At 59.9% G+C, this 14,776-nt stretch carries 19 protein-coding genes; 10 read left to right on the forward strand and 9 right to left on the reverse strand.

The window, feature by feature from the left end; translation table 11 throughout:
• Positions 1-101: 101 nt before the first annotated feature.
• Positions 102-539 (reverse strand): hemerythrin domain-containing protein, encoded by a 438-nt coding sequence (locus tag AC1DWM_RS18330; protein WP_223521092.1) that lies wholly within the window; start codon positions 537-539, stop codon positions 102-104.
• Between the two features lie 146 nt (positions 540-685).
• Here AC1DWM_RS18330 and AC1DWM_RS18335 point away from each other — a divergent pair, with 146 nt between their 5' ends.
• Positions 686-1,117, forward strand: coding sequence for a GNAT family N-acetyltransferase (locus AC1DWM_RS18335; RefSeq protein ID WP_223521090.1), 432 nt, complete (start codon positions 686-688; stop codon positions 1,115-1,117).
• 116 nt (positions 1,118-1,233) lie between these two features.
• Here the strand turns inward: AC1DWM_RS18335 and AC1DWM_RS18340 are convergent, their stop codons facing one another.
• Positions 1,234-1,584 carry a hypothetical protein gene (locus AC1DWM_RS18340; protein WP_223521088.1) on the reverse strand — a complete coding sequence of 117 codons (351 nt, stop codon included), beginning with the start codon at positions 1,582-1,584 and terminating at the stop codon, positions 1,234-1,236.
• Positions 1,585-1,734: 150 nt separating this feature from the next.
• Between AC1DWM_RS18340 and AC1DWM_RS18345 the strand changes: the two genes are divergently transcribed.
• The 9 genes from AC1DWM_RS18345 (at position 1,735) to AC1DWM_RS18385 (ending at position 6,718) form a co-directional block, all read left to right on the forward strand.
• Positions 1,735-1,983, forward strand: coding sequence for a hypothetical protein (locus AC1DWM_RS18345; protein WP_027925145.1), 249 nt, complete (start codon positions 1,735-1,737; stop codon positions 1,981-1,983).
• 20 nt (positions 1,984-2,003) lie between these two features.
• Positions 2,004-2,333, forward strand: a complete 330-nt coding sequence (locus AC1DWM_RS18350) for a DUF6388 family protein (protein ID WP_223521086.1) — start codon at positions 2,004-2,006, stop codon at positions 2,331-2,333.
• A 25-nt stretch (positions 2,334-2,358) separates the two neighbouring features.
• Complete coding sequence (locus tag AC1DWM_RS18355) at positions 2,359-3,063, forward strand: YoaK family protein (protein ID WP_477795817.1); 705 nt, start codon at positions 2,359-2,361, stop codon at positions 3,061-3,063.
• A gap of 182 nt (positions 3,064-3,245) precedes the next feature.
• Entirely contained in the window at positions 3,246-3,638 is a 393-nt protein-coding gene (gene tusD, locus AC1DWM_RS18360) for a sulfurtransferase complex subunit TusD (protein WP_123432542.1), read from the forward strand.
• A 1-nt stretch (position 3,639) separates the two neighbouring features.
• Positions 3,640-4,002, forward strand: coding sequence for a sulfurtransferase complex subunit TusC (tusC, locus tag AC1DWM_RS18365; RefSeq protein WP_223521082.1), 363 nt, complete (start codon positions 3,640-3,642; stop codon positions 4,000-4,002).
• Positions 4,002-4,295, forward strand: a complete 294-nt coding sequence (gene tusB, locus AC1DWM_RS18370) for a sulfurtransferase complex subunit TusB (protein ID WP_223521081.1) — start codon at positions 4,002-4,004, stop codon at positions 4,293-4,295. The genes tusC and tusB overlap by 1 nt, the downstream gene beginning before the upstream one ends.
• Positions 4,292-4,627, forward strand: a complete 336-nt coding sequence (locus AC1DWM_RS18375; protein WP_223521079.1) for a TusE/DsrC/DsvC family sulfur relay protein — start codon at positions 4,292-4,294, stop codon at positions 4,625-4,627. Before tusB ends, AC1DWM_RS18375 begins: the two co-directional genes overlap by 4 nt.
• Complete coding sequence (locus tag AC1DWM_RS18380) at positions 4,624-5,625, forward strand: glycosyl transferase family protein (protein ID WP_223521077.1); 1,002 nt, start codon at positions 4,624-4,626, stop codon at positions 5,623-5,625. The genes AC1DWM_RS18375 and AC1DWM_RS18380 overlap by 4 nt, the downstream gene beginning before the upstream one ends.
• A 91-nt stretch (positions 5,626-5,716) precedes the next feature.
• Positions 5,717-6,718 (forward strand): glutathione S-transferase family protein, encoded by a 1,002-nt coding sequence (locus AC1DWM_RS18385; RefSeq protein WP_223521075.1) that lies wholly within the window; start codon positions 5,717-5,719, stop codon positions 6,716-6,718.
• Between the two features lie 116 nt (positions 6,719-6,834).
• Here AC1DWM_RS18385 and cysG read toward each other — a convergent pair whose 3' ends face one another.
• The 7 genes from cysG to AC1DWM_RS18420 form a co-directional block, all read right to left on the reverse strand.
• A complete protein-coding gene (gene cysG / locus AC1DWM_RS18390; protein ID WP_223518302.1) occupies positions 6,835-8,229 on the reverse strand; it encodes a siroheme synthase CysG in 1,395 nt (464 codons plus the stop codon).
• The gene (gene serS / locus AC1DWM_RS18395) at positions 8,230-9,510 is read right to left on the reverse strand and encodes a serine--tRNA ligase (protein ID WP_223518300.1); all 1,281 of its coding nucleotides are present in this window, start codon (positions 9,508-9,510) and stop codon (positions 8,230-8,232) included.
• 16 nt (positions 9,511-9,526) lie between these two features.
• Positions 9,527-9,901, reverse strand: a complete 375-nt coding sequence (gene crcB, locus AC1DWM_RS18400; RefSeq protein ID WP_223518297.1) for a fluoride efflux transporter CrcB — start codon at positions 9,899-9,901, stop codon at positions 9,527-9,529.
• On the reverse strand, positions 9,901-11,223 hold the full coding sequence (locus AC1DWM_RS18405) for a replication-associated recombination protein A (protein WP_111448954.1): 1,323 nt from the start codon (positions 11,221-11,223) through the stop codon (positions 9,901-9,903). Before AC1DWM_RS18405 ends, crcB begins: the two co-directional genes overlap by 1 nt.
• Before the next feature lie 158 nt (positions 11,224-11,381).
• Positions 11,382-12,005, reverse strand: a complete 624-nt coding sequence (lolA, locus tag AC1DWM_RS18410) for an outer membrane lipoprotein periplasmic chaperone LolA (protein WP_223518296.1) — start codon at positions 12,003-12,005, stop codon at positions 11,382-11,384.
• Between the two features lie 78 nt (positions 12,006-12,083).
• Positions 12,084-14,489 carry a DNA translocase FtsK gene (locus tag AC1DWM_RS18415; protein WP_477795818.1) on the reverse strand — a complete coding sequence of 802 codons (2,406 nt, stop codon included), beginning with the start codon at positions 14,487-14,489 and terminating at the stop codon, positions 12,084-12,086.
• A gap of 4 nt (positions 14,490-14,493) precedes the next feature.
• On the reverse strand, positions 14,494-14,757 hold the full coding sequence (locus AC1DWM_RS18420) for a hypothetical protein (RefSeq protein WP_223518292.1): 264 nt from the start codon (positions 14,755-14,757) through the stop codon (positions 14,494-14,496).
• Positions 14,758-14,776 lie beyond the last annotated feature (19 nt).

Raw genomic sequence — 14,776 nt, forward strand, 5'->3', positions numbered from 1 at the left:
GTATCAGGCAACACAGCTGGCGACTGACACTCCGTCATCGCGAGCAAGCTCGGCTCCTACAGGCTTCGTCAGCGGCTACAGGATTGTGTTGTTCCTCAGGCTCAGGAGAGCTGAGCCTTGTATTCCTTTTCATACTGGCCCGCGAGTGCCTCTTTCTGTTTGTCATTGAGCAGCTTGCCGGCCATCTGGAAGAATTTCTGCTCTTCCTCTTCCAAGTGGTGATGCACCTTGTCGGCGAGTTTTTTCGCGGTCGCCAGCCACGATGGGCTGGACATCTCGGTCTCGTCCAGGTCCTCCATCATTTCGTCCATTTCGTGGTGTTCAGCGATGGCGTGGCGGCACAGGTCGACGCCGTTGTCGAATTCCATCAACGGAATATAGAAATGGCGCTCCTCGGCGGTTTCATGGGCCTGAAGTTCGGACTTGAGCTGCTTGTAAGCCTCGACCCGTTCCGGGGTGTCACCACTGGTTTTGATCAGCGCATCGGCATAGCTGCGCTGACGCTCGTGGCTTTCACGCAAGGCTTCGAAAATATTCACGGGGTGTCCTCGTTGGCCGCGTTCTGAAATGACGCTGTTTAGGCTAGACATCCGCGCGACTGCGACGGTTCCACTGGTGTCGGGGGGATAGAACAATCGCCGCGAGCGCGATAGGCTCCAGACTCATTGCCATAAGGAAGTAGCTCATGACCCTGCGAATCGAACGCTCGCAAAACCCCACCGATGAAGAACGCGAGGCCATCCTCACGCCGCTGCGCGCCTATAACGCGGCTCAGGCTGGCCCGGCCAATGCGCAACCGCTCGCCTTGCTGGTGCGCGACGACAACGGCGAGATTCTCGGCGGGTTGTATGGCCGGTTTTTTTTCCAGTGGTTGTTCATCGAACTGCTGTCCGTGCCTGAACAGGCCCGGGGACAGGGCATGGGATCGAAATTGATGCAGATGGCCGAAGACCTGGCGCGGGAAAAGGAATGCGTGGGGATCTGGCTGGACACCTTCGACTTTCAGGCGCCGGAGTTTTACAAACGGCTCGGCTACAGCGAACTGGGCCAGATTGCCGACTACCCGCCGGGGCACAAGCGCTTCTTTTTCCAGAAACGCCTGACGAATAACGCATAGAACCCTGTAGGAGCGGGCTTGCCCGCGAAGGGGCCATCAGCTTCAACATAAACGTTGACTGACATACCGCTTTCGCGGGCAAGCCCGCTCCTACAGGGGTATGCGTCAGCCTTGGATCAGAGGCAGGTTGCCAACGCCGCCAAACGGCGCTTGGCGACGAAGTCGTCATGCTGAGCGTAATAATTCAACACAGTGCCGGAAGCGTCGGTGGTTACGTCCACAAAGGATTCCGCCGATCGCGTGTAGACCGTCGAACCGCCATTTTTACCGGGCTGCAAATAGGCGGCAGCATCCACACCGAACACCGCCTCGTCCTGCCAGGAAAACTGCACGCACTCAGCCACGATGGTATGCGGCTTGTTCGATTTCAGGGTTTTGTACGGGGTCTTGGTGCGAGCATCGTCCATCACCGAGCCCGCGCATCCCGCCAGCAACGTTACGGCCAGCGCCACCATCAGAATTCGCATTACGTTCGCTCATCAAGAAAAAGCGGACTGTATCACCGTGATGCAGCGTTTCGTTCTGCTTTACTTCATTTATACCGCGACACCGCGTAACGATTCGCGCACCCTGTCGCGCCATAAGCACCGTATCGCGCCTTTTTTCTGGAAGCCCCAATGACCCCCAACGCCGAATTCTACAAACCGACCCCTGAATACGCCGACAAACTGATCAGCCAGATCGGCCAGACACCGTCCTGGATTGCCAAGCGCATTGGCGTCACCGACAAGCGCATTCGCTACATCCTCGACGGCGAACGCACCGTCAAAGGCGAAACCACGCCGATCAAGATGACCTACACCGAGCAGTTCGCCCTCGAATGCCTGGCCGCAGCGGCCAAGGCCAGCAAGAAACAATCTTCGTAACCCGTTACCAAGGAGCGACCATGGCGGCAACCGAACAGCAACACGAGCAGGCGCTGAAAAAGTTTCTCGATGAGCGCCCCGAACTGCGCGATGAGCTCGACAACCTCAACCCGCTGCTGGCTCAGGCCAAGGGTGAAACCCCGGCGCAGTACCGCGACGAGCGACTGCACGAAGCCTTCGAAGCTGAAGCCGAACGCCTAGGGCTGTTCGCCTGGGAACTGACGCTGCGTCTGACGGCCGCCACACTTCAGGACTACGAGACCCAGCGCCGGGAGGTGCATATCGAAGTCGCAGAGATGGCCGGTATGGACTGGCTGGATTATTGCGAGTTATACGGGATAGATCCGTAACCACTGTTCAAGGATGCCCTCGTCGATGCTGCCATCCACCTCCTCAACCCACGCCAGCCCTGGCCACCTGCACACGCAAAAGTGGCGCGGGCGCATCGGCATGACGCTGGTGGCCATGCTCTCGGTACTCGCTGGCATGACCGACGCCATCGGCTTCATGGCCAGCGGCGATTTCGTCTCGTTCATGAGCGGCAACACCACCCGCCTCGCCGTCGCCATCAGCGTCGGCGATCTGGGGCTGACAGGGCGACTGCTGCTGCTCGTGGCCACTTTCATCGCGGGCAACGCCTTGGGCATTATCGTCAGCCGTCTCGGCAGGCGGCGGGCGCTGCCGTTGATGCTGAGCATCGCCGCACTGCTGTGCGCGGCCGCGACCTGGCCTTTTGACGAACAATTACCTGCGCTACTGGCAGCGATCATCGCCATGGGCATGCTCAATGCCGCCGTCGAGGAAGTGAACGGCCTGCCGGTCGGCCTGACCTATGTCACCGGCGCCCTCTCACGCTTCGGACGCGGACTGGGACGCTGGCTGCTCGGCGAGCGGCGCAATGGCTGGCGGGTGCAGCTGATCCCTTGGACCGGGATGTTCGCCGGGGCTGTCCTTGGGGCGGTGCTGGAACATCATTTGGGGCTTCAGGCGTTGTTTGCCAGCGGGTTGCTGGCGGGTGTGCTGGGGGTGGTTTCGTTGAAGATTCCGCGGCGGTGGCAGTTGGGGTATATGCCGCGCTGATTCATGTGTTGCCTGTTAGGCCGCCTTCGCTGGCAAGCCAGCTCCTACAAGGAATTTGTATCGCTCACAAAACCCCTGTAGGAGCTGGCTTGCCAGCGAAGGGGCCCGCCCAGACAACATCGATTTAGCCCCCCCGCCGATAAAGCTTTATCATGGCCACAGTTTTGCTGATCGAGTCTGTCATGAAGTTCGCCATCGCACTGTTTTCCGCCGCCCATGCGCCCTCCTCGCGCCGCGCCCTGTTGTTTGCCCAGGCTGCGCTGGCCGGTGGGCATGAGATTGTCCGGCTGTTTTTCTATCAGGATGGCGTCTACAACGCGTCCGCCAGTGTGGTCACGCCGCAGGATGAGCTGGACCTGCCCAAACAGTGGCGCGCGTTTGTCAGCGAGCATCAACTGGACGGCGTAGTGTGTATCGCCGCCGCCCTGCGTCGCGGTGTTTTGAACGAGGAAGAAGCCGGGCGTTATCAGCGTGACGCGGTTGCAGTCGGCGCGCCGTGGGAACTGTCCGGCCTCGGCCAGTTGCACGACGCGGTGCAGGACGCTGACCGCTTGATCTGTTTTGGGGGCGCGTAAGATGGCTAAATCCTTGCTGATTATCAGCCGTCAGGCGCCATGGTCCGGGCCGAATGCGCGCGAAGCGCTGGACATCGTACTGGCCGGCGGCGCCTTCGATTTGCCAATCGGCCTGCTGTTTCTCGATGACGGGGTGTTCCAGCTCGCCGCGAAACAGGACGCAAAAGCGCTGCAACAAAAAGACCTGAGCGCCAACCTGCAGGCCTTGCCGATGTTCGGTGTCGAGGAATTGTTCGTCTGTGGCGAGAGTGCCGCAGAACGTGGGCTGGACCCTTCCTGTTTGTCACTGGAAGAAGCCCAAGTGCTGACCGCCCACGACATCACCGCCCTTATTGACCGTTACGACCAGGTGATCACCCTCTGATGTCGACTTTGCATGTGTTGTCTCATTCCCCGTTCGGCGACGACCGCCTGAGCAGTTGCCTGCGTGTGATCGGCACCAACGATGCGCTGCTGCTGACCGGCGACGCGGTCTATGCCCTGCAGCCGGGTACCGCGCCTTTCAGCGCGCTGCATACTCGCGGCCTGCAACTATTTGTGCTGGCCGAAGACGTTCAAGCGCGGTCCATTGAAACGCCAGACTGGGCCAAGGCCATCGATTACCCGGCCTTCGTCGAGCTGTCGATTCACCATGACAAGGTCAACAGTTGGCTATGAATTCCCTGACAGTGGGCGCTCGCGCCGTCTTGTTGGACAAGGACGGTTTCCTCGTCGAATTGAGCGACTGGTCCTTAGAGGTCGCCAGTGCCCTGGCCGCTGCCGAAGACATCGAGTTGAGCCCTGAGCATTGGGAAATCCTCGAACTGCTGCGCGGTTTCTACGACGAATACCAGCTATCGCCGGCCACCCGCCCGTTGATCAAATACACCGCGTTGAAGCTCGGCCCGGAAAAAGGCAACAGCCTGCACCTGAACCGATTGTTCAAAGGCACCCCTGCCAAACTCGCCGCGAAACTGGCGGGCCTGCCCAAACCGACGAATTGCTTATGACCGACTTTCCAGCGCTGACCCTCGAAACACCCGCCGAGCACCCGTTCGCCCAGTTCGTGCGCATCCTTGGTAAAGGCAAACGTGGCGCCCGCGACCTGACCCGCGAAGAAGCCCGCGACGCCATGGGCATGGTGCTCGATGACAAAGTCGAAGACACCCAACTCGGCGCATTTCTGATGCTGCTACGGCACAAGGAAGAAAGCGCAGAGGAAATGGCCGGCTTCACCGAAGCCTTGCGTGAACGCTTGCAGGCTCCCGACTTAAATGTCGATCTGGACTGGCCGACGTATGCCGGCAAGAAGCGTCATCTGCCATGGTACCTGCTGGCAGCCAAGTGCCTGGCGCAGAATGGCGTACGCATTTTCATGCACGGCGCCGGCGCGCACACGGCCGGACGGCTGTACAGCGAACAACTGCTGGATGGACTGAACATCCCACTGTGCCGCAATTGGCAACAGGTGGGTGCGGCACTCGATAACGGCGGCCTGGCGTTCATGCCGCTGGTGGATTGGGCGCCGCAACTGCAGCGCATGATCGACCTGCGTAACACCTTGGGCCTGCGCTCGCCGATCCATTCCCTCACGCGCATCCTCAATCCGTTGGGGGCTCGTTGCGGCCTGCAAAGTATTTTCCACCCCGGTTACCAGGCGGTGCATCGCGATGCCAGCGGTTTGCTCGGCGACACCGCGATCGTGGTGAAAGGCGATGGCGGCGAAATCGAGATCAACCCGGACGCCGACAGTCACTTGTATGGCACCACGGGCGGTAAAAGCTGGGACGAAGAATGGCCGCAAATGTCGGCCCAGCGTCACGTCAAACCCGCCGCCCTTGACCCTGAGCATATGAACGCCGTCTGGCGCGGCGACGTGGTCGACAGCTACCCGCAAATGGCCCTGATTTCGACCATGGCCCTGGCCTTGCGTGGGCTCGGTCAGTCCCGTGATCAGGCGTTCGAAACAGCCCAGCAATACTGGGATGCTCGGGACAGATCGATTTAACCGATCATAACTGCCCAACCTTTGCGCTTTTTGTTCGAACTCATGGGCATAGACTCCTCTCCAACGATTTATGGTTTGAGGAGTCTTGAACATGGGTTTATTAGTCGAAGGCCGCTGGCATGACCAGTGGTACGAAAGCAGCAAGGACGGCGCGTTTCAGCGTGAGCAGGCACAGCGTCGCAACTGGGTAACTGCCGATGGCAAGCCGGGCCTGACGGGTGTCGGTGGCTTTGCTGCTGAAGCCGGCCGCTATCACCTCTACGTGTCCCTCGCCTGTCCGTGGGCCCACCGCACATTGATCCTGCGCAAACTCAAAGGTCTCGAAAGCCTGATCGACGTGTCGGTGGTCAGTTGGTTGATGCTGGAAAACGGCTGGACCTTCGACCAGAGCCTGGGCTCCACCGGCGACAAACTCGATCACCTCGACTTCATGCACCAGCGCTACACCGCCGATACCGCCAACTACACTGGCCGAGTGACCGTACCGGTGCTGTGGGACAAACAACAGAATCGCATCGTCAACAATGAATCGGCGGAGATCATCCGCATGTTCAACAGCGCATTCGACGACCTGACCGGCAATGACCTGGATTTCTATCCTGAGCCACTGCGCGGTGAGATCGATGCGTTGAACGAACGGATTTACCCAGCGGTCAACAACGGCGTTTATCGCGCCGGGTTTGCGACCTCGCAGCACGCTTATGAAGAAGCGTTTGATGGCTTGTTTGAAGAGCTGGATCGACTGGAGCTGCTGTTAAGCGCCAATCGTTACCTGACCGGTGAATACCTGACGGAAGCGGATATTCGTCTGTTCACCACGCTGATTCGCTTTGATGCCGTGTATCACGGGCACTTCAAGTGCAACCTGCGGCGGATTGCCGATTATCCGAATCTGTCGAACTGGTTGCGCGAGATTTATCAGTGGCCGGGGATTGCCGAGACGGTGAGTTTTGAGCACATCAAGAATCACTACTATGGCAGCCACAAGACCATCAACCCGACTGGGGTTGTGCCGAAAGGGCCGGCGCAGGATTTCACAGCACCGCATGATCGGGCGCGGTTGAGTGGGAAAGGGGTTTGGCACAAAGCCTGAGGTTTTTGGCGGATTTGAAGGACCCATCGCGAGCAGGCTCGCTCCTACAGGGGATTTGTGAACGACACAGATCCAATGTGGGAGTGAGCCTGCTCGCGATGGCAGCGACGCGGTCTCTAGACTTGCCCCTGAGCCCCTTCAAACCACGCCAGTTTCTCGCGCAATTGCACCACTTCCCCAACGATTACCAACGTCGGCGCATGCACTTCATGCTCCGCCACCAACCGTGGCAAATCCGCCAACGTGCCGGTAAACACCCGCTGATTGACCGTGGTGCCCTGCTGGATCAACGCCGCCGGGGTGTCTGCCCCGCGACCGTGCTTGATCAACTGCTCGCAGATAACCGGCAACCCCACCAGCCCCATGTAGAACACCAACGTCTGCGCCGGCGCGACCAGGTCGGCCCATGGCAGATCGGTGGAGCCGTCCTTCAAATGCCCGGTGACAAACCGCACCGACTGCGCGTAATCGCGGTGGGTCAGCGGAATCCCGGCATACGCCGCGCAACCGCTGGCCGCCGTGATACCCGGCACCACTTGGAACGGGATGCCCTGGGCCGCCAGTTCTTCGATCTCTTCACCGCCGCGACCGAAGATGAACGGATCACCGCCCTTCAACCGCACAACCCGCTTGCCCTGTTTGGCCAGGTCCACCAATTGCTGGTTGATCTGATCCTGCGGTACAGCGTGGTCGGCGCGACGCTTGCCGACATAGATCCGCTCGGCATCGCGACGGCACAGTTCCAGAATCGCCGGGGCCACCAGACGGTCATACAGCACCACGTCGGCTTGTTGCATCAGGCGCAAGGCACGGAACGTCAGCAAGTCGGGATCACCGGGCCCGGCGCCCACCAGGTAGACCTCACCGGTGGCTTCTGGCGCTTTACCTTCGATTTTTACTTGCAGCAGACGCTCGGCTTCGGCGCCCTGCCCGGCCAGTTGCCGGTCGGCAATCGGGCCCTGGAAAACATCTTCCCAGAACGCCCGGCGCTGCTGTACGTCCGGAAACAGGCGTTTGACCTGGCCGCGAAAACGCGCCGCCAGACCCGCCAGTTGGCCGTACGTGGACGGTATCCAGGTTTCAATCTTGGCGCGGATCAACCGTGCCAGCACCGGCGCATCGCCGCCGCTGGACACCGCAATAATCAAGGGCGAACGATCAACAATCGCCGGAAAGATCACGCTGCACAGGGCCGGCGCGTCCACGACGTTGACCGGCACACAACGCCGATGGGCATCGGCGGAGACTTGCGCGTTCAACGGCTCGTCGTCGGTGGCGGCAATGATCAGCCCGCAACCGTCCAGATCCGTCTCGGCATAACCGCGCAACAGGCACTCGCCACCGCTGCCGGCAACCAGTTCGCGCAGTTGCGGTTCGATTTCAGGTGCAACCACCCGCAGCAGCGCACCGGCATCGGCCAGCAGGCGGGATTTGCGCAAGGCAATTTCCCCCCCACCGACAACCAACACACGACTGCCGCGCAGGTTGTGAAACAGCGGCAGATAGTTCATTTAACCGATGACCTCAAGGCCACCCATGTACGGCTTCAGGACTTCAGGCACACGGATCGAACCGTCGGCCTGCTGATAGTTTTCCACCACAGCCACCAAGGTACGACCGACCGCCAGGCCAGAACCGTTGAGGGTGTGAACCAGTTCAGGCTTGCCGGTTTCCGGGTTGCGGAAACGCGCTTGCATACGACGGGCCTGGAAATCGCCGCAGTTGGAGCACGACGAAATCTCGCGGTACTTGCCCTGGCTCGGAATCCACACTTCCAGGTCGTAAGTCTTGACCGCGCTGAAGCCCATGTCGCCGGTGCACAGCGCCAGGGTGCGGTAAGGCAGCTCCAGCAGTTGCAGGACTTTCTCGGCGTTGGCGGTCAGGCCTTCCAGCGCTTCCATCGACGTCGACGGTTCAACGATCTGGACCATTTCGACTTTGTCGAACTGGTGCTGGCGAATCATGCCGCGGGTGTCACGACCCGACGCGCCGGCTTCACTGCGAAAGCATGGCGTGTGGGCCACGAACTTGATCGGCAGCAGTTTCGAATCGACGATCTCGCCAGCGACGATGTTGGTCAGCGACACTTCAGCCGTCGGGATCAGGTACAGATCGGCTTCGCCTTCGCGAGCGATCTTGAACAGGTCTTCTTCGAACTTAGGTAGTTGGCCAGTGCCTTGCAGCGCCGGGGCCTGAACCAGATAAGGCGTGTAAGCCTCTTCGTAACCGTGTTCGTTGATGTGCAGGTTGATCATGAACTGCGCCAGTGCGCGGTGCATGCGAGCGATCGGGCCGCGTAGCAGGGCGAAACGGGCGCCCGACAGCTTGGCGGCGGTTTCGAAGTCCAGCCAGCCGTATTTCTCGCCCAGGGCAACGTGGTCCTGAACCGGGAAATCGAACGCCTTCGGGGTGCCCCAGCGGCGCACTTCAACATTGCCGTCTTCGTCATCACCAACCGGTACCGATTCGTGCGGCAGGTTCGGAATGCCCAGCAGGATCGAATCCAGATCGGTCTGGATCGCGTCCAGCTCGACTTTACCGGCGCTCAATTCGTTGGCCATGCGATCGACGTCAGCCATCAGTGGCGCGATGTCTTCGCCGCGCTGCTTGGCCTGACCGATGGATTTGGAACGGGCATTACGCTCAGCCTGCAGTGCTTCGGTGCGGGTCTGGACGGTCTTGCGCTGTTCTTCCAGCGCTTCGATGCGCGCAACATCCAGCGTGTAGCCGCGGGATGCCAGGCGGTCCGCTACGTCCTGAAGGTTGCTACGTAACAGTTTGGAATCGAGCATGTCGGTTTCTCGTTTATCAAAGTTTGGTCAAGGACAGGCCGGCCCAGGTGGCAAGCAGCCCGCCGAATACGCTGAGCGTCGCATAGCCCAAAGCCAGCGGCACTTGCCCGCTTTCCAGCAAGCGCACCGTATCCAGTGAAAAGGATGAAAAAGTCGTCAGCCCTCCGAGGAAGCCGACGATCAACCCGGCGCGCACCTCAAACGGCACTTCCGGGCGTATCAAAAACAGACCGTATAGAACGCCGATCAGCAAACAGCCCACGATATTAACGGCCAGCGTCGCGGTATAGAAGTGCCGCGGCCAATTAGCGTTGATCCAGTTTCCGGTGGCAAAACGCAACAGCGTGCCGGCGACACCGCCGATGGACACCGCAATGACCAATGGAATCACTATTTTCTCCGCTGCCGGGGACTTAAACGGTCAAGCTGGGCGAGGTGATTGAGCTTCTCGCCAATCTTTAACTCCAGGCCGCGTGGCACCGGCTGATAGAACGGCTGCGGTTCGAGTTCTTCCGGGAAATAATCTTCGCCTGCCGCGTAGGCATCCGGCTCATCATGGGCGTAACGGTATTCGTCGCCGTAACCGAGTTGTTTCATCAGTTTGGTCGGAGCGTTACGCAGGTGCAGCGGCACTTCCAGCGAACCGTGTTCGGTGGCGCTGCGCATCGCTGCCTTGAAGCCCATGTACACCGCGTTGCTTTTCGGCGCGCAGGCCAGATACGTGATGGCTTGGGCCACCGCCAACTCACCTTCGGGGCTGCCCAGGCGCTCTTGCACCTCCCACGCTGCCAGGCACAGGCTCAGGGCGCGCGGGTCGGCATTACCGATGTCTTCGCTGGCCATGCGCACCACGCGCCGGGCCAGATACAGCGGATCGCAACCGCCGTCTATCATCCGTGCAAACCAATACAGCGCACCGTCGGGATTGGAGCCGCGTACGGATTTGTGCAGCGCGGAAATCTGGTCGTAAAACGCTTCTCCGCCCTTGTCGAAACGTCGGCGGGTATCACCGAGCAGACTTTGCAGCAGATCGACGCCGATCTCGCTGTTGTCTTCGGCCAGGTCCGAGGCGTTTTCCAGCAAATTCAGCAGCCGCCGGCCATCGCCATCGGCGGCGGACAGCAGCATCTGGAAACCTTCATCGCTGAGGGTCAGCTGCCGCTTGCCCAGGCCACGTTCTTCGGTCAGTGCGCGATGCACCAACTTGCGCAGGGCTGCTTCGTCGAGGCTTTTGAGCACATAGACGCGGGCCCGGGAGAGCAACGCGTTATTGAGTTCGAATGAGGGGTTTTCGGTGGTCGCGCCGATGAAAATCAGCGTGCCGTCTTCAACGTACGGCAGGAAAGCATCCTGCTGCGACTTGTTGAAGCGGTGCACTTCATCGACAAACAAAATGGTGCGCCTGCCGTACTGCCCGGCCTGTTGCTTGGCGATTTCCACCGCCTGACGGATTTCCTTCACACCGGCCAGCACGGCAGAGACCGTTTCGAAGTGCGCATCCGAGACTTCCGCCAGCAACCGCGCCAGGGTGGTTTTGCCCACGCCCGGCGGCCCCCAGAAAATCATCGAATGCAGGGCACCCTGCTCCAGGGCTTCGCGCAAAGGCTTGCCGCGAGCGAGCAGGTGTTCCTGGCCGACGTACTCATCCAGATTGGCCGCACGCAAGCGGGCGGCCAAGGGCTGAGCTATCGGGGCACTGCGAAACAGGTCCATCACTACTTGCGAAACCTCACTGACTATCAACCAATAACTTGAACACCGCCGGGCCCCTGTGGGAGCGAGCCTGCTCGCGAATGCGGTGTGTCAGACAACATTGATGGCGACTGACACTCCCTCTTCGCGAGCAGGCTCGCTCCTACAGGTTTTGCGTTTTATTCCTGGATCACGTCCGCACCCTTGGGGATATCGAACTTGAATTTGGAGGCCGGGATAGGCTCGTTGGCCTTCACGCCAGTGAACAGAATATTGGTGCGCTGGCCGACACTGTCGATCATCTGCATGTCGTTGACCAAGCCATTGCGGAACGACAGGCGCAGACTGTCGAACAGGGTGTCCTTGGTCTTGGGCTTCAAGGTGAAGTCGATCACGCCGCCAGCCTCCTTGGCGCTGATGTCGAAGCTCTGGCTGATCTTGGACACGTCACCGGACAACAGCAGTGCAGGCGTCTGGGTCAGGCGTTGATCGAGTTTCTTGATCGTGGCCTGTTCCAGATCCGGGTCCCACAGGGTGACCTTCTTGCCGTCGGAGACCATGGTTTGTTCAGCCGGCGCATTGGTATGCCAGTAGAACAGGCCCGGACGCTGCAACGACATTTCGCCTGCGGTTTCCTGCAACTGGGTGCCGCTGCCGTCGAGGGTCAGCTGGGAGAAACGGGCAGTCAATGTCTGGGATTTTTCCAGCAATTGGGTCAGGCGCGCCACGTCCTTGTCATCGGCGTTAGCCTGGAGCGTGGTCAAAGCCAGTACCGGCAGCAACAGCATGCGGATAAGACGCATGGGAGTCCTCATAACATTCGTGGGGGATCGGGCGGCGCGTGTGCGCCACCGCTTTTCAATTCAAGGAGGCGATTCAAATCAGTCGCGCACCGGGCCCGGGGCCAGGACTTCACGCGAACCGTTGGTGTTCATGGACGTCACGACCCCGGCCATTTCCATGGCTTCGATCATGCGTGCGGCGCGGTTGTAGCCGATTTTCAGTTTGCGCTGAACCGCAGAGATGGACGCACGACGGCTTTCCAGGACGAACTGCACCGCTTCGTCGTAAAGCGCATCGGTTTCGGCATCATCATCGCCACCACCACCGCCATTCTCGAAGCCGCTGCCGGCTTCTTCGACACCGGCGAGGATGTCGTCGTTGTATTCCGGAGCACCGCGCAGCTTCCAGGCCTCCACCACGCGGTGAACCTCGTCATCGGACACGAACGCGCCGTGAACACGAATCGGCAGACTGGTGCCCGGCGGCATGTAGAGCATGTCACCGTGACCCAGCAGCTGCTCGGCGCCGCCCTGATCGATGATGGTCCGGGAGTCGATCTTGCTCGATACCTGGAACGCCATACGCGTCGGAATGTTGGCCTTGATCAGACCGGTGATCACGTCCACCGACGGACGCTGGGTGGCGAGGATCAAGTGGATACCGGCAGCTCGGGCCTTTTGGGCGATACGGGCGATCAGTTCTTCAACCTTCTTGCCGACGATCATCATCATGTCGGCGAACTCGTCGACGACCACGACGATGGTCGGCAACTTGGTCAGCAGCGGTGCTTCATCGTGAATGCTTTCGCGCTTGTACAGTGGGTCGGTCAGCGGCGTGCCGGCGTCCTGGGCTTCCTTGACCTTGGCGTTGAAGCCGGACAGGTTACGCACGCCCATCTTCGCCATCAGCTTGTAGCGGCGTTCCATCTCCGCCACGCTCCAGCGCAGGGCGTTGGCCGCGTCCTTCATATCGGTCACGACCGGGCACAACAGGTGCGGAATGCCTTCGTAGATCGACAGTTCAAGCATTTTCGGGTCGATCATGATCAGTTTGGCGTCTTCCGGGCCAGACTTGAACAGGATCGACAGGATCATCGCGTTCACGCCCACCGACTTACCGGAACCGGTGGTACCGGCCACCAGCAAGTGCGGCATTTTTGCCAGGTCGGTGATGACCGGCTTGCCGCCGATGTCGTGACCGAGGGCCAGGGTGACCGGCGACTTGAAGTTGTCGTACTCGGGGGTCGACAGCACTTCGGAGAAGCGCACGATCTGCCGGTCTTCGTTAGGAATCTCGATACCGACGGTAGTCTTGCCCGGAATCACTTCAACCACACGCACGCTGGTCACGGCCAGGGAACGCGCCAGGTCTTTCGCCAGGTTGGAGATGCGGCTGACCTTCACACCAGCGGCCGGCTGAATTTCGTAACGGGTAATCACCGGGCCTGGGTGAATCGAATCCACCGAGACTTCGACGCCAAATTCCTTGAGCTTGATTTCCAGCAAATGGCCAACCGCAGCCAGGGATTCGGGCGAGTAATTGAGTTGTTTCTTTTCCGCGGGGTCGAGAATCGAGATCGGCGGCAAGGTGCCTTCCACGGCGCTGTCGACGAACAACGGCGTCTGTTTCTCTTTTTCCACTCGCTGGCTCGGTGCAGCCGGTTTCGGCGGCGCTGGTGCAATGACCGGCGGCACCTGCTTCTCGCGTTCCGACATGTGCTTGCTCAGGGCTTGCTCACGTTCGATCAGGCGTTCCTTGACCTTGGCCTGCTCGCGTTTGTCGGTGACGGTTGGCGCGACCACCTCATTCACGCGATCGTCGACTTCACGCAGTTGCGCCACCAGTTGCTTGCGTTCGTTACGGGCCGCCCACCAGCGATTAGCCGCGCCCTGGAACAGTTCGAACAGGTCGAGGGTGATCTTGCCGGTGAGGTCCATCACCTTGAACCACGACAGGTCGGTAAACACCGTTAGGCCGAACAGGAACAGCGCGATGAACAGCAGTGTGCTGCCCTGGATGTTCAGCGCGTTCCTGGCCAGATCGCCGAGGCTTTCACCCAACGCACCACCGGCACCTGCCGGCAGACCCGTGGCGGCATGGAAATGGATGTGCGCCAGCGCAGCACCCGACAGTACCAGAAACACCAGGCCAATCAGGCGCCAGGAGAACAGCCAGCCGCTCCACTGCCAAGATTCGTGGCGCTGACGGAAGATCTGATAGACCTTGACCGCGAGCAACAACGGGAAAATGTAGGCGAAGTAGCCCAGCACCATGAACAGGATATCGGCACTGTAAGAACCGGCCGGGCCGCCGAAATTCTGCACGTCATCAATCTTGCTGTTATGGCTCCAGCCCGGATCGTCCTTGCCGTAAGTCAACAAGGCCATCATCAGGAACAGGCACAAGGCGCCAATGGCGATCAATGCACCTTCCTTGAGCCGGTAGTGCAAATGCTGGCGCCAGAGCGGAACGACTGTTTTGGGTGCTGCCGTGGATTTCTTCAAAACGTTACTTTTCCTGCGCCTGGGGCGCGTCCATCTGTTGAATGACTATAAAAACTGCCCAATCCAGGCAGGTAAAAAAGTTAACAGGCGCAACCGGGACTACTTTTAACACTGCACCCAGTGTTTTATAAACACGGCGTGCACTGCTTATTTTGTTACAACCCCCCTTGCACGCAGGCATTGTACGGGTTTGTCCGTCCGACGCCATGCTTGAGACACTGGGTATAGCATAGCCAAAAGCACCTTGACGTGCGGTCAATTTGAGCATGCATTCTCTTTCGTGACAA

This window comes from Pseudomonas sp. P4_C8, assembly GCF_056401975.1.